This is a genomic window from Nocardia sp. NPDC004718 (assembly GCF_053601535.1).
The window spans coordinates 85,247-98,293 of sequence record NZ_JBSGCA010000001.1 but is presented as its reverse complement, the minus strand read 5'-3'; the positions used below and the strand labels follow the sequence as shown (position 1 = coordinate 98,293).

Sequence of the window (13,047 nt, the reverse complement as noted above, 5' to 3'; positions counted from 1 at the left end):
GTACGGCGCCTGCGGTGACGCAACGCACTCGGCGCACCGCTCGGGTTCAGACTAGCCAAGGTTTCGGCAAAGTCGAGAGTGCTGGTGAACTTTTGCAAGCGCTCCAGCTAGCACGAGGGCCGATGGCTCGATTCAGTCTTGCGCCGGCGTCTCGGGGGCGGGCAGCACGTGCTGCTGCGCGTTGAACGCGGCGGGTGAACCACCCGCGCGGGCCATGCCCTCGATAGCGCTCCAGGCGAGCATGGTGAGGTAATCGATCACGTCCTCGCGGGACAGCGACTTGTTGGTGGTCCACCAGTGCGTGGCCAGCTGGATGCCGCCGACCAGCACGTACGACGCCAGCGCGGCGCCCTCGGTCGCCACGCCCCGGTCCTTGGCACGATCGGTGATCACCGCGCACACCACCTCGGCGAAGAGCTTCTCGAACTCCGCGAGCGAGGACTGGTCGGCCGAGCCGTTGCCCATGATGAAGCGGTAGACCTCGGGGTCCTCGTCGACCGTGCCGACGTACTCGGCAAGAGCCGAGCGCACCAGCTGGTATTCGTCGGCGTCCAGGCTGATCGCGCCGTACACCCGTGGCATCAGCGTGGTCTCGATGAACCGCTGCATGGTCGCGTGGACGAGGTCGTTCTTGTCGGAGAAGTAGCGGTAGAGCACGGTCTTGGAGACGCCGATCTCCGCGGCGATCTCGTCCATGCCCGCGTTGCTGCCGCGGGCGCGCACGGCGGCGAGAGTGCCGTCGACGAGTTCCTCTCTGCGGTCGATCTTGTGTTGCCGCCACCGGCGCTTGCGGCCGTCCATCCGGCCGCCGCGCACCGCCGACGGTCGCTCGCCGACATCGACAAGGTCTTCGGTGGACAGCGTGGGCTCCCTCGTTCGTAAGTGCTCCGGTGGCTACCAGCTTAGGTCCCCGATACCCGTGATATGCGCTTTTGAGCCCGGATGCGGTAGGAACCACAGTTCGGGCGTGTCCGGCGCCCGGCACGTCCGGTTTGTGCGCAGGCACTCACCCCGCTCGCTCACTTCGCCGCGCACAGCAGAATGGGAGGCATGGAGAAAGCTCCCGGCAACACCGCGGTGCTGAACGCCCGGGGCGAGCGCGACGGAGGCGCCGCGCCCGCCGCCGTGCCCCTCGGCTTCGCCGCCGTGCTCGACGAGGCGGCCAAGCGTCGTGACCTCTGGCGGATGAAGGCGTTCGCCACCGGGCTGCTCGCCCTGGCCACCGCGATCTATCTGTTCTGCCGCTGGACCGAATCGCGCGGGGCGGGCGGCGACTGGGTCGGCTACCTGCGGGCCGCCTCGGAGGCGGGCATGGTCGGCGCGCTGGCGGACTGGTTCGCGGTGACCGCCCTGTTCCGTCACCCACTCGGCCTGCCCATCCCGCACACGGCGATCATCCGGCGGAAGAAAGACCAGCTCGGCGCCAGTCTCGGTACGTTCGTCGGCACGAACTTCCTGGCACCCGAGGTGGTGTCGGCCAAGGTGAACTCGGCGCAGATCTCCTGGCGGGTCGGGCGTTGGATGGCCGATCCGGGTCATGCCGCGCGCGTGGCGCAGGAGAGCTCGACCATCCTGCGCGCCGTCGTCGGCGTACTGCGCGACGAGGACGTTGAGCAGGTCATCGACAACACCATCGTCAAGAGGATCGCCGAGCCCCTGTGGGGTCCGCCGATCGGACGGGTGCTGGCGGAACTGCTCGCCGACAACCGGCAGTTGGCGTTGCTGGATCTGCTCGCCGAGCGCGCGCACCAGTGGGCCCTCGGATCCCAGGAGACGATCGATCGGATCGTGTTGCGGGACGCGCCGCAGTGGGCGCCGAAATTCGTCAACATCTTGCTTTCCGAACGGATCTACCGGGAACTGGTCGAGTTCACCTGGAAAGTCCGCTCCAATCCGGAGCACGAGGTCCGTCTCGCCGCGAACCGGTTCCTGGAGGAATTCGCCGAGGACCTGCAATTCGATGACGCCATGATCAAAAAGGCGGAGCGGATCAAGGCGCAGATCATGGGCCGGGAGGAGATCACCGGGCTCGCCTCGGCTACTTGGCGCGCGGCGAAGCGGCTGATCCTGGAGTCCGCCGACGATCCGAGCAGCACGCTGCGGCGCAAGGTCGCCGAGAACGTGCAGCAGCTCGGCGAACGCTTGCGCGACGACGCGGACATGCGGGCCAAGGTCGACAACTGGATCGATCGCGGTGCGCGCTACTTGGTGGAAAACTACGCCGGTGAGATCAGCACCCTGGTCACCGACACGGTTGCCCGGTGGGATGCCGAGGAGGCCAGCAAGAAGATCGAATTGCAGGTCGGCCGGGATCTGCAATTCATCCGCATCAACGGAACCGTCGTCGGTTCGCTTGCCGGACTGACGATCTACACGATTTCCCACCTGATGTTCGGCGGTTGATCCGCGGCGTGCGGAACGTTTGCCGAAACGCTGCTAGCAGACTGCTTGCAATAGCTAGCACCCTGACCTAGAATCGAATTCGTACAACCGCCAGAAGGTGAGTGATGGCTGACCAGCCCGAGGTTTCCGCCGAGTACACCGAGAGATCGGACGAGCATTCGTCCGGCATCGGCGAACGAGGGGGTCGCGTCGTCAGTGCGGCGCACGACATCGGAGGCTTCATCAGGGCGCAGCGGGAAGCCGCGCAAGTCTCGTTGCGTCAGCTCGCCCAGCTGGCGGGGGTGAGCAATCCGTATCTCAGTCAGATCGAGCGCGGACTGCGAAATCCGTCCGCCGAAGTGCTCACGCAGATCGCGAAAGCGCTGCGGGTCTCCTCGGAGGTCTTGTACGTACGGGCTGGCTATCTCGAGCAGCGGCCGCACAGTCCGGTCCGGGATGCACTGCTCGCCGACACGTTCATCAGTGAGCGGCAGAAGCAGGTGCTGCTGGACATCTATGAATCGTTTCGCCGGGAAAACGGAGGAAACGAGGTAGGGGGGGACGTATGGGACAGCGACGTTCCGCGCACGACAACCGAAACTCCGCCACGCCAGGAGAACGAAACACCATGACCGAGAAGAACGCCACCGTCACCAAGCCCCTGCTCGCCACCGTCGGCGCGGGTGATGCCCTCTACGCTGCCGTCAACGACGTTTTCGCCCAGGTGCGCGAGCGTGCGGCCGCCACCGAGGTGCAGGCCCGGGTGGAGGAGGCGCGCGAGCGCTTCGCCAACGTTCCCGCCGACGTCCAGGACCGGTTCGAGTCGCTGCGCGAGCGGCTGTCCGGCCTGCCGTCGGAGCTGCCGGACGACCTCGCCGAACTGCGCGAGAGGTTCACCGCCGAGGAGCTGCGCGCGCTGGCCGAGAAGTACTACCGGCAGGCGCTGGACATCTACGCCGACCTCGCCGTCCGCGGTGAGGAGACGATCGAGCGGCTGCGCGCCAACCAGGTCGTCGAGGAGCGGATCGGCAAGGTCGAGACGCTGTACGGCGACGCGGTCAGCCGCGCCGAGGACGTGCTCGGGCGCGTCAACGGACTGATCGGCCGCCCGGCGAAGGTCGAGGCCGACGAGGAGACCGACCCGGCGCCGGTCGTCGAGGCCGAGGTCGTCGAGGTGACCACCGAGGCCACCCCGGCTCCGGCCGTGAACGGTGAGGCCAAGAAGGCTCCGGCCAAGAAGGCCCCCGCGGCCAAGAAGGCTCCGGCCAAGAAGGCCGCTCCCAAGAAGGCCTGAACGGCCCGCGGCTGAAGCGATTCGACGCCCTCGCGCACCCCTGGTGTGCGGGGGCGTTGCTTCTATGATGGGTGGGGTGAATATGGTGCACGGATTGACCGGGATGATCCTGCTGGTGCTGTGGCTGGCGGCGCTCGGTGCGACGATTTTCGCGCTGATCCACGCCGTGCGTCAGCGTCCGGACGCGTTCACCGCGGTGGACAAGCTGACCAAGCCGATCTGGCTGGCGATTCTCGGGGCGGCTGTGCTCGTGCTCCTGCTCTCGCCCGCGGGTCTGGGCCTGCTCTCCTTCGCGGCGATCATCGCCACGGGCGTCTACTTGGCCGACGTCCGGCCCAAGGTGGACGAGGTGCAGCGGGGTCCGCGCTGGTGAGGGCGGAGTTCGCCGACAGGTAAGGGTGCTTGCACTAGCAAGCGGCGCGAATCGGGGTTACTGTATCTGGCAGTAACACAAAGGAGTGTCCGATGCGTGCCATGCTGCCGACCGCGTTGACGAGCTTCCGGGGCCTGCTCCGGAGCTTGCGCGACGCGCACAGCGCCGACTTGCGGTCGCGTACCTACCAGACCGCCGCGTTCAACCCGCCGACCGAGCCTCGCGAGGTGATTCCGGTCCGGACCGGTGACGGCGTCCGGCTGCGCGTACACGCCTACGGCCCGTCGGATGCCCCCGCCATCGTGCTCGTCCACGGGTGGACCTGCTGCCTGGAATACTGGAATCCGCAGATCAACGCGTTCGCCGGAGACTATCGGGTGATCGCGTACGACCAGCGCGGTCACGGCGAGAGCGAATACGGGTCGGGCGAGCTGACCATGGAGCTGCTGGCCGACGACTTGGCCGCCGTGCTCGACGCCGCGCTCGCGCCCGGGCAGCGGGCCGTGCTCGTCGGCCACAGCCTCGGCGGCATGACACTGCAAGCGTGGGCGGGCCGCTATCCCGAGCGGGTCGCGCGTCAGGCGCTCGCGGTGCTGCTGACCAATACCGCGGCGGACCGGTTGATCCTGGAGACGACGGTCGTGCCGCTGCTGAACCGTCCGCTGCGGCTGCTGCAGTTGAAAGTGCCCCTGCCGTTCCTGTTCGGCAGGCTCGGGCTCGGCGCCCCGATGGTCTTCCCGCCCATCGCGCCGGTGCGCTGGCTGTTCGCGCGTCAGATCCTCAGCACCGCGGCCAAAGGCGAGCTGTTGGATTTCAGCATGGCGATCGTGCGGTCGTGTCCCGCGCGAGTGCGCGCCAAGTTCGGATTTCTGCTGGCCACGATGGATGTCGGGGAGTCGGCCCGGAATCTGGTGGTCCCCACGACGGTGATCTCGGGGCAGTTCGACGACATGACGCCGCCGGTGCACTCCGAGCGGATCGTCGAAATGCTCCGGCAGACCGGCAGTCTCGCGCGCTATCAGGTGCTGCCCGCGGGGCATCTCGGCAATGTCGAGGCCTACGTGCGGTTCAACGAGGAACTCGCGCGCGTCCTCGCCGCCACGCGCAAGTCCAGCCGCGCCGACCTCGCGGGCTGACGCGCCCAGGCACTCGCGCCGGTCAGGAGAAGACGACCGTCCGGCGGCCGTGCACCAGGACGCGGCCCTCCAGATGCCAGCGCAGCCCGCGCGCCAGAACCACCCGCTCGATGTCGCGACCTTGGCGGACCATGTCGCGCACTTCGTCCGCGTGGTCGATGCGGATGACGTCCTGCTCGATGATCGGGCCCGCGTCCAGTTCCGGGGTCACGTAGTGGCAGGTTGCTCCGATCAGCTTCACGCCACGGGCGAAAGCCTGGTGGTACGGGCGAGCGCCGACGAACGAGGGCAGGAAGCTGTGATGGATGTTGATCGCCTTGCCCGCCCAGTGTTCGCACAACTCGGCAGGCAGCACCTGCATGAACCGCGCCAGCACCACTGCGTGCGGATCGTGCGCGTCCACCAGGGCGCGGACCTCTTCGAACGCGGGACCGCGCTCGGCCGGGTCCTTCGGGAACGGCACGTGATGGAACTTCACCCCGTGCGCCTCGGTCATCGCCGCCAGATCCGGGTGGTTGCCGATCACCGCCTCGATGGTGGCGGGCAGTTCACCGCTGGCGGCGCGTCCGAGCAAATCGTGCAGACAATGGCCGTCCCTGCTGACCAGCAGGACGGCGCGACGGCGCGCGCCGGAGTCCAGCAGTTGCCATTCGCTCTCCGGCCCCAGTTCCGCCGCCACCCCGGCGAACCGGTCACGCAGCTCCGCGATGCCGAACGGCACCGTCGCGGCCCTGATCGCCTGACGCGTGAAGAACCAGCCCGTATCCGCGTCGGAGTGATACCCCGCCTCCACGATCGAGCCGCCGAACTCGGCGATGAACGACGTGATCCGGGCGATGATGCCCGGTCGATCCGGGCAGCCGAGAGTCAGCACGTAGCGGCGGTCGTCCGAGACGGGTGGAGCGGAACTCATGGGGTTCATCCTCCCAGGTGCGCCGCCGGGCATTCGCCGCGCCTTCACCGAGGCTCGACAAAGTGTCCCCGAGTGTGATCGCCGTCTATGCTTGAAGCCAATGAAGGCAATGACGCTATTGCTGTCAACTCGGAGTGGGTGAGTGGATATGGCCAGGCTGACCGTTCGTGATCTACCCGACGAGGTACGCGAGGCACTGCGTGTCCGCGCGGCCCAGCATGGACGCAGTACCGAGGCGGAAGTTCGCGCGATCCTCATCGAAGCCGTCACGCCTGTGGCGCAGGTCGAACTCGGGTCGTTGCTGGCGGAGATCGGTCGTGAGATCGAGCTCACCGATGACGAGTTCGACGCCCTGAACGCCCGTGACCGACGGCCGATCCCTCCCGTGGAGTTCGAGTGATCGTTCTCGACACCAACGTCATCTCCGAACCGCTGCGCAAGGCTCCGGACTCGCGTGTAGTCGCCTGGATGAATGCTCAACCTCTGCGCACTCTGTACCTATCAGCTGTCACTGTGGCCGAACTGCGGTTCGAAATTGCCGCGATGCCGGCGGGCAGGCGGCGGGACAACTTGCGCGACAGGTTCGAAACACGCGTGTTGCCTCTGTTCGCCGAGCGAATACTCGCATTCGACCTGACCACCTCCGCGGTGTATGCCGAACTCATGGCGGCTGCCCGCGCCACCGGCGCGGCGATCGGGACTGCCGACGGCTATATCGCCGCGACGGCCAGCGCTGCCCGGATGGCCGTCGCCACTCGCGATACCGCGCCGTTCCGAGCTGCCGGGGTGCCCGTCATCGACCCGTGGGCCTAGCGCCCGGGCCGTTCGCCTGCGGCGCAGGTCGCCTGTGCCGCAGGCGTCCGAGTCGAGCGGTGGTGCTCAGAGGTTGTAAAACGGTTCGGCGTAATGGAATTCGCCGGCGATCTGGGAGTCGTAGGCCGAGAGGGAGCGGACCTGGAAGTGGCTGATCCACGACGGGTCGTCGGGGGTGATGCCGAGGCGGGCGGCGGGGACGAAACCGAAGCGCGGGTAGAACTCCAGGCTGCCGAGCAGGCCGATCAGTGGTTCGTCGAGGGCGTCGGCGGCGCCGAGCGCCGCGTGCATGAGGGCCGAGCCGACTCCGGCGCCCTGATGGTCGGCGAGAACGCCGATCGGGCCGAGCGCCAGCACGGGAAACGGTCCGACGGCGGCTCTGGTCAAGCACAGGTGGCCGACCACACTGTCGTGCTCGATCGCCACCAGCGAGAGCGTCGGGATCCAACCCTCGTCGCTGCGCAGTTGAGCGACCAGGTCGACCTCGGGCGGGTCGGCGCCGGGGCGGCCACCGGATGCGGCGGCGGGGGCATAGCGCGGTGCGAATGCGCTGCGATGCACCGCCGCGATGGCAGCGGCGTCGTCGACGCGTTCGCGACGGATCAGCACGGTCGTCTCCTCCCGAACGAAGTAGGGCCCATCCGCACACGTTAGTCAGCGACCGTGGCGTCACGTTGTCCGATGCGCCATCAGCTACGAGTGTGCGCGAACTGCCGCCAGGCGCGCAACGGAATTCGATTCCGGTGTGCCAGACTCTCACCCCATGGCAAGTTCCACGTCGCTGACCAGGGCCGAAGTGGCCGCCATGATCGATCACACGCTGCTCGCCCCGGAGGCGACGCCCGCGCAGGTCGGCGCGTTGATCGAAGACGCGCGAGCGCTGGGCGTGCTCGCGATCTGTGTGTCGCCGTCCATGTTGCCGGTGCGCGCGCCCGGACTGGTGGTCGCGACGGTCGCCGGATTCCCTTCGGGGAAGCATCATTCGCTGGTCAAAGGCGCCGAAGCGCGGCTCGCGGTGAATCAGGGCGCCGCCGAGGTGGACATGGTCATCGATGTCGGCGCGGCTCGCGCCGGTGATTACACGGCGGTGCTGTCCGACATCGTCACGGTCCGCGAGGCGATCGGGGATCGGGCGCTGTTGAAAGTGATCATCGAGTCCGCCGCGCTGCCGGACGAAGCGATCGTGCAGGTGTGCCGGGTCGCCGAACGCGCGGGCGCCGATTTCGTGAAGACCTCCACGGGATTTCATCCCGCGGGCGGCGCGAGCGCGCACGCGGTGCGGTTGATGGCCGAGACGGTCGGCGACAGGCTCGGCGTCAAGGCCAGTGGCGGCATCCGGACAGCCGAGGCGGCCGCGGAGATGATCGCGGCGGGCGCGACCCGGCTCGGGCTGTCGAAATCGCGTGAAGTGCTCGACGGTTTCCCGATCTGACGGCAAAGCGCAACGCCCGAAGACCTTGCGACGGTACGCGTTCAGCAGCGCATGTCGGAGCCGTTGCCGTTGCCCGCGGGCTCGAGCTGGGTACGCCCGCCGGAGAGGTGGACGTCGATGCCGGAGTCGGTGACCTTCAGGTCGGTCGCCGCCATGCCGAGCGGGTAGCTCTGCAGGCTCTTGGTGAACAGGTCGACGATGCTCTGTACCAGGTCGGAGGGCAGGCCGATGCCGAGCAACTCCGCAGACATCGTCTCCACCTGCACCGTGCCGTTCACGATCTGCGGCTTCAGCTGGAGTTCGGCGAAGCCGCCGAGCACCGACAGGGTGAGCATGCCGGTACTCGCCGAGGAACTCACCCCGCTGACCATGCCGCCGAGAGTCTGCTTGATCCCCTCGTTGCTCCAGGTGACGTCCGCCGAGGAACTGCCGATTTCGCTTCGGTTCTGGTCGGCGACGTCGACGTCGCGGAAGACGGCGTGCACCACCATCCCGACGGCGGGACCGAACTTGGTGTCGTCACTGTTCACCTTGACCGTGGGCACTTTGCCGTCGATCCAGGTGAGCAGCATCGGCTTGGGTCCGAAGCTCACGTCGACCTTCGAACCCATCTCCTTCTCGAACTGCGAGCTGATGCAGTTCGACACCGTGTGCCTGGCGTAGGCCTCGCCGCCGACCAAGACCGTGGCGAGCAGAATCGCTACCACGGTCAGGGCGATCAGCAGGGTCCGCCGGTTGATCGTCGAGGTTGAGGTTGCGTTCGTACTCATGGCCGAAATTCTTCCCGACCTTTCTGTGCCGTCTCTGAGGACGCCGTGAGGGGTTCGAATGTGACATGAAGCACAAAAATCGAGCGTAGCCTGATGCCCATGGCCGGCGATGAGGCAAGCCGCGCGATCGTATCCGCGGAACAAGGATGGCGTGTTCTGCGCCGCTGGGCCGGTCGGCACGCCGGTTTCTTCACGACTCGCCAGGTGCTGCGCACCGGGTGCGGAGCGAGGGTGCGAGCGGCCCTGGGCGATGGTTCGGTGACGAGGGCCGGAGTCGGCATGCTCCGGTTGGCCGGGTGGCCGGACGGCCCGCTCGACGAGTACGCGATGTGGGCGGCCTGGTTCGACGGCGCCGCGGTGGTCTCCCATCAGAGTGCGGCGGACTTGCACGGGCTCGGCAGTCTGTGCCCGCGGTTCCTGCACCTGTCGGCGCGCGCGGGACGTCCGCCGGTGACGCCGCGGCTGGTGGTCGTGCGCCGGACGCTGGCAGGCGCCGACGTGGAATCGGCGGGTGCGTTCCTGGTGACGACGCCGGTGCGCACGGTGCTCGATCTGGCCGAGGCCGATATCGGGCAGTCCGCCCTGAACGAGGTGGTGGCCGACGCGGTCGCGATCCACCGGTGCGCGGGCGAGGAGATCACCGACGCGGGTGCGCGCTTGTCGCCGCGCGCCGCGCGACGGGTATACCAGGCGCTTGCCGTAGCGTGACGAAACCGCGCTAGCTCGTACCGAGCGGCGCGACCGCCGGCCACGGCACCGAGAGCACGCTGTCGCGCAGGCGGCGACGGTAGTGGCGGATCGGGAAGCCTTCCGCGTGCAGCGCCCGCGCCGCCGCGCGCCAGCGGACCCGGGGACCGTACGGCGCCATCGGCGCGGCGTGGGCCCACGCGCGATCGGCGGCGGTCAGCAGCGCGTGAATCGGTTCACCGGGGATGTTTCGGTGGATCAACGCCTTCGGCAAGCGTTCGGCGAGGTCGGAGGGACGCTCGACGGTGAAAGGATCCCAGGCCAGCGTGAGCGAGCGCGGTCCGTCCCGGTCGAGCAGGATCCATGCGCAGCGTCTGCCCAATTCGTCGCAGGTGCCGTCGACCAGCAGCCCGTCCGGCGCCAGCCCGGCCAGCACCGTCGACCACGCCTCGGGAACCGCCGCTTCCGGGTACTGCCGCAGGACGTTGAAGGCGCGCACCAGAACCGGCCGCAGCCCGGCCAATTCGAATCCGCCCCGTGCGAAGGTGACGCCGTCGCGGCCGGGCACCACGCGCTGCGGGTCGATCTCCAATCCGACCACCCGCACGTCGGCGCGGATCGTGCGCAGCCGAGCGGCCAGCTCGAACGTGGTCCACGGGCTCGCGCCGTACCCGAGATCGACGACCAGCGGATCGGGCGCACCGCGCAACCGGTCGGCGACGAATTCGTCGTTGATCAGCCAGCGGTCGCTGCGGCGGAGACGGTTGACGGCGGTGGTGCCACGAGTGATATTGCCGACCGGTTTGGTCAGCGAGTGGGGTGTTGTTCTTCCAGCCACTGAACCGTGAACTCGGCCTCGCCGCGGAACAGGTCGACCAGGTTCACCAGCATCAGCTGTTCCAGGCGCGGACCCACCATGGGGATGAACACTTTTGCCTCCGACGAGAAGCGCATGGTGCAGCCGGTGTCGGTGGGGAACAGGCGGATGGTGCCGCCGAGGCTACCGGGGCCCGCGGGAATGGACGCCGAGTACTTGCCGGTGGTCTCCTCCGCGGCGTACGGGCTGTAGAACTCCTTGCGAGTGATCACCATGTCCTTGCGCATCACCGTCTGCGCGATTTCCGGCAGCATGTCGCGGGGCAGGACGTGATGCAGCTCGACCGTGATCCCGTCGTCGCCCGCCTCCAGCCGGACCACCTCGTTGCCGGGGGTGTACTTCCGCATCTCGCCCATCCGCGCGTCCCAGTAATCGCGGTTCGACAGCGCCGCGTACAGCTCTTTTGTGGTGTGCAGCGGATAGCGGGCGGAGTAGTCCAATCGGCGTGCCATGGGCTCACACGTTACTGGGTCCGGTGGCGCCGACCTCGATGGGCGGGTGGAGTGCGGAACTGACACGAAGGCCGGGACCGCACGATGTGACGTCGAACAGTGACCGTGCTCCCGAGGCCGGTCAGTGCGCCGTGAGCCACTTGCCGGTGAACTCCGCCTCGTTCTTCAGCAGCTCGGTGAGGTGCTCGGCGATCGCCTTCTCGATCTTGCTGCCGAACAGCGGAATCTTCACCTCGATGGTGCCGTCGACCGTGGTGACGGCGCCGGAGCCGTCGGCGGCCAAGGCGATGGCGCCGCGGACCTCGGCGGGCGCGCCCTCGACGCGGGCCTCGAAGGTGGCCTGGTCCCCGGTCCAGTGTTCGACGCGGGGGATGATCAGATCGCCGGGCCGCACCGCGGTGATCGCGGCGGGGAGCCGCTCGGCGGGGATGGCCTGCACCATTTCGACGCGCACCTCGTCACCGCTGACGGTGACCGACTCCAGCCGCGCATTGGGGCCGCCGACCTCCGCGATGCGATCCTTCCAGTACTGGTCGTTCGCGAACGCCGCGCGCACCGCGGCGGTCGGATGGGTGTAGCGGGCCGTGTACGCCAGCGGTGTAGCCATGGTCCACACGCTACCGTGTAGCGCTCGAGCTCCACGACTCCTGCTGTCCGATCTGCTCGCGGCCGGACACCTCGGAATGGGGCCGTTCGCGCGCGTGGTACCGCGTAGCACTCGTGCTATCCGGATGGTGCCATCCGATCGACTGCTGGGAGCAATACACCAGCGTGTACCCATCAGCGCGCACGCTACCGTTTATCATCGTGCGAACTTCACGAGTGGTGCCGTCGGATCTCCTCGCCGATACCGGCGCGCGGCTACGCGCCGACGTGCGGCTGGCGGAGCTGACCACGCTGCGCGTGGGTGGACCCGCCCTGGTCGCCGAATGCGCGACGACCGAAGCGCTGGTCGCGACGGTCCGCGCGCTGGACGCGGCGGGTGTCCCGGTGCTGCTGCTCGCGGGTGGCTCGAATCTGCTGATCGGCGACGACGGCTTCGACGGCGTCGTGGTGCGGATCGCCACCGGCGGCGTCGAGATCGGCGACGGCGGCGTGGTCGCCGAGGCGGGCGCGGACTGGGACGCCGTGGTGCGCGCGACGGTCGAGGCGGGTCTCGGAGGATTGGAGTGCCTGTCCGGCATTCCCGGTTCGTCGGGTGCGACGCCCGTGCAGAACGTCGGCGCCTATGGCGCGGAGGTGGCGAATCTGCTGCGCCGGGTACGCCTGCTGGATCGCGCCAGCGGTGAGATCCGGTGGGTGGAGCCCGCGGAACTCGGTTTCGGTTACCGCACCAGCGTGCTCAAGCACCACGACGACGCCGTCGTGCTCGCGGTCGACTTCGCGCTGCGCGCAGACGGTTCCAGCGTGCCGCTGCGTTACGGCGAGCTGGCCTCGGCGCTGGGCGCCACGGACGGCGAGTCCCGCCCCGCGGCGCAGGTGCGGGAAGCGGTGCTGCGGTTGCGCGCGGGCAAGGGCATGGTCCTCGATCCCGCCGACCACGACACCTGGAGCGCGGGTTCGTTTTTCACCAATCCGGTGGTCGCGCCGGAGCGGGTGGCCCAGGTGCGCGCCGCGATCGCCGCTCATGTGGGCGACATCGCGGTGCCGACCTATCCGGCGCCGGACGGAGTCAAGTTCTCCGCGGGCTGGCTCATCGAGCGGGCCGGTTTCGCCAAGGGATTCCCCGGCGACGGTGCGCCCGCCCGGCTGTCGACGAAACACACACTGGCGCTGACCAATCGCGGCGGCGCCAGCGCGGCCGATGTGGTGGCGCTGGCCAGGACGGTCCGCGACGGCGTCGCCGAGCGTTTCGGGATCCGGTTGGAACCCGAACCGGTCACCGTGGGTCTCGCCCTCTGACCCGTTGAGGCCGACA

General features: G+C 68.3%; 17 protein-coding genes. 10 read left to right on the top strand and 7 right to left on the bottom strand.

Annotation, left to right across the window (positions count from 1 at the left end; translation table 11 throughout):
- Positions 1-132: 132 nt before the first annotated feature.
- Positions 133-801: a TetR/AcrR family transcriptional regulator gene (locus ACWEH3_RS00570; protein ID WP_355071877.1), complete on the bottom strand. Its 669-nt coding sequence runs from the start codon at positions 799-801 to the stop codon at positions 133-135.
- Positions 802-1,050: 249 nt separating this feature from the next.
- On the opposite strand from ACWEH3_RS00570, the gene ACWEH3_RS00565 reads away from it, so the two are divergent.
- The 5 genes from ACWEH3_RS00565 (at position 1,051) to ACWEH3_RS00545 (ending at position 5,185) form a co-directional block, all read left to right on the top strand.
- Complete coding sequence (locus ACWEH3_RS00565) at positions 1,051-2,403, top strand: DUF445 domain-containing protein (RefSeq protein ID WP_450017574.1); 1,353 nt, start codon at positions 1,051-1,053, stop codon at positions 2,401-2,403.
- Between the two features lie 104 nt (positions 2,404-2,507).
- On the top strand, positions 2,508-3,014 hold the full coding sequence (locus tag ACWEH3_RS00560) for a helix-turn-helix domain-containing protein (protein ID WP_355071881.1): 507 nt from the start codon (positions 2,508-2,510) through the stop codon (positions 3,012-3,014).
- On the top strand, positions 3,011-3,676 hold the full coding sequence (locus ACWEH3_RS00555; protein WP_450017576.1) for a heparin-binding hemagglutinin: 666 nt from the start codon (positions 3,011-3,013) through the stop codon (positions 3,674-3,676). The genes ACWEH3_RS00560 and ACWEH3_RS00555 overlap by 4 nt, the downstream gene beginning before the upstream one ends.
- 82 nt (positions 3,677-3,758) lie before the next feature.
- On the top strand, positions 3,759-4,049 hold the full coding sequence (locus ACWEH3_RS00550; RefSeq protein WP_040870424.1) for a DUF2516 family protein: 291 nt from the start codon (positions 3,759-3,761) through the stop codon (positions 4,047-4,049).
- 92 nt (positions 4,050-4,141) lie between these two features.
- On the top strand, positions 4,142-5,185 hold the full coding sequence (locus ACWEH3_RS00545; protein WP_450017578.1) for an alpha/beta fold hydrolase: 1,044 nt from the start codon (positions 4,142-4,144) through the stop codon (positions 5,183-5,185).
- A gap of 22 nt (positions 5,186-5,207) precedes the next feature.
- On the opposite strand, the gene purU is transcribed toward ACWEH3_RS00545, so the two are convergent.
- Complete coding sequence (gene purU, locus ACWEH3_RS00540; RefSeq protein ID WP_450017580.1) at positions 5,208-6,098, bottom strand: formyltetrahydrofolate deformylase; 891 nt, start codon at positions 6,096-6,098, stop codon at positions 5,208-5,210.
- A 148-nt stretch (positions 6,099-6,246) separates the two neighbouring features.
- On the opposite strand from purU, the gene ACWEH3_RS00535 reads away from it, so the two are divergent.
- The gene (locus ACWEH3_RS00535; RefSeq protein ID WP_356962615.1) at positions 6,247-6,498 is read left to right on the top strand and encodes a FitA-like ribbon-helix-helix domain-containing protein; all 252 of its coding nucleotides are present in this window, start codon (positions 6,247-6,249) and stop codon (positions 6,496-6,498) included.
- Positions 6,495-6,911 (top strand): PIN domain-containing protein, encoded by a 417-nt coding sequence (locus ACWEH3_RS00530; RefSeq protein WP_450017583.1) that lies wholly within the window; start codon positions 6,495-6,497, stop codon positions 6,909-6,911. Before ACWEH3_RS00535 ends, ACWEH3_RS00530 begins: the two co-directional genes overlap by 4 nt.
- Before the next feature lie 66 nt (positions 6,912-6,977).
- Here ACWEH3_RS00530 and ACWEH3_RS00525 read toward each other — a convergent pair whose 3' ends face one another.
- The gene (locus tag ACWEH3_RS00525; protein ID WP_364424346.1) at positions 6,978-7,520 is read right to left on the bottom strand and encodes a GNAT family N-acetyltransferase; all 543 of its coding nucleotides are present in this window, start codon (positions 7,518-7,520) and stop codon (positions 6,978-6,980) included.
- A 154-nt stretch (positions 7,521-7,674) separates the two neighbouring features.
- Between ACWEH3_RS00525 and deoC the strand changes: the two genes are divergently transcribed.
- Positions 7,675-8,343 carry a deoxyribose-phosphate aldolase gene (gene deoC / locus ACWEH3_RS00520; RefSeq protein WP_450017586.1) on the top strand — a complete coding sequence of 223 codons (669 nt, stop codon included), beginning with the start codon at positions 7,675-7,677 and terminating at the stop codon, positions 8,341-8,343.
- A 41-nt stretch (positions 8,344-8,384) separates the two neighbouring features.
- Here deoC and ACWEH3_RS00515 read toward each other — a convergent pair whose 3' ends face one another.
- Positions 8,385-9,113 (bottom strand): LmeA family phospholipid-binding protein, encoded by a 729-nt coding sequence (locus ACWEH3_RS00515; RefSeq protein ID WP_450017588.1) that lies wholly within the window; start codon positions 9,111-9,113, stop codon positions 8,385-8,387.
- Positions 9,114-9,212: 99 nt separating this feature from the next.
- Here ACWEH3_RS00515 and ACWEH3_RS00510 point away from each other — a divergent pair, with 99 nt between their 5' ends.
- Positions 9,213-9,821, top strand: coding sequence for a hypothetical protein (locus ACWEH3_RS00510; protein WP_450017590.1), 609 nt, complete (start codon positions 9,213-9,215; stop codon positions 9,819-9,821).
- 10 nt (positions 9,822-9,831) lie between these two features.
- Here the strand turns inward: ACWEH3_RS00510 and ACWEH3_RS00505 are convergent, their stop codons facing one another.
- The 3 genes from ACWEH3_RS00505 to ACWEH3_RS00495 all read right to left on the bottom strand — a co-directional run bounded on the left by ACWEH3_RS00505 (position 9,832) and on the right by ACWEH3_RS00495 (position 11,736).
- Positions 9,832-10,638 carry a class I SAM-dependent methyltransferase gene (locus tag ACWEH3_RS00505; RefSeq protein WP_450017592.1) on the bottom strand — a complete coding sequence of 269 codons (807 nt, stop codon included), beginning with the start codon at positions 10,636-10,638 and terminating at the stop codon, positions 9,832-9,834.
- Entirely contained in the window at positions 10,608-11,129 is a 522-nt protein-coding gene (locus tag ACWEH3_RS00500) for a DUF2505 domain-containing protein (protein ID WP_355071895.1), read from the bottom strand. The genes ACWEH3_RS00505 and ACWEH3_RS00500 overlap by 31 nt, the downstream gene beginning before the upstream one ends.
- A 121-nt stretch (positions 11,130-11,250) precedes the next feature.
- Complete coding sequence (locus tag ACWEH3_RS00495) at positions 11,251-11,736, bottom strand: DUF2505 domain-containing protein (RefSeq protein ID WP_450017594.1); 486 nt, start codon at positions 11,734-11,736, stop codon at positions 11,251-11,253.
- Positions 11,737-11,951: 215 nt separating this feature from the next.
- Between ACWEH3_RS00495 and ACWEH3_RS00490 the strand changes: the two genes are divergently transcribed.
- The gene (locus ACWEH3_RS00490) at positions 11,952-13,031 is read left to right on the top strand and encodes a UDP-N-acetylmuramate dehydrogenase (RefSeq protein WP_450017713.1); all 1,080 of its coding nucleotides are present in this window, start codon (positions 11,952-11,954) and stop codon (positions 13,029-13,031) included.
- Positions 13,032-13,047 lie beyond the last annotated feature (16 nt).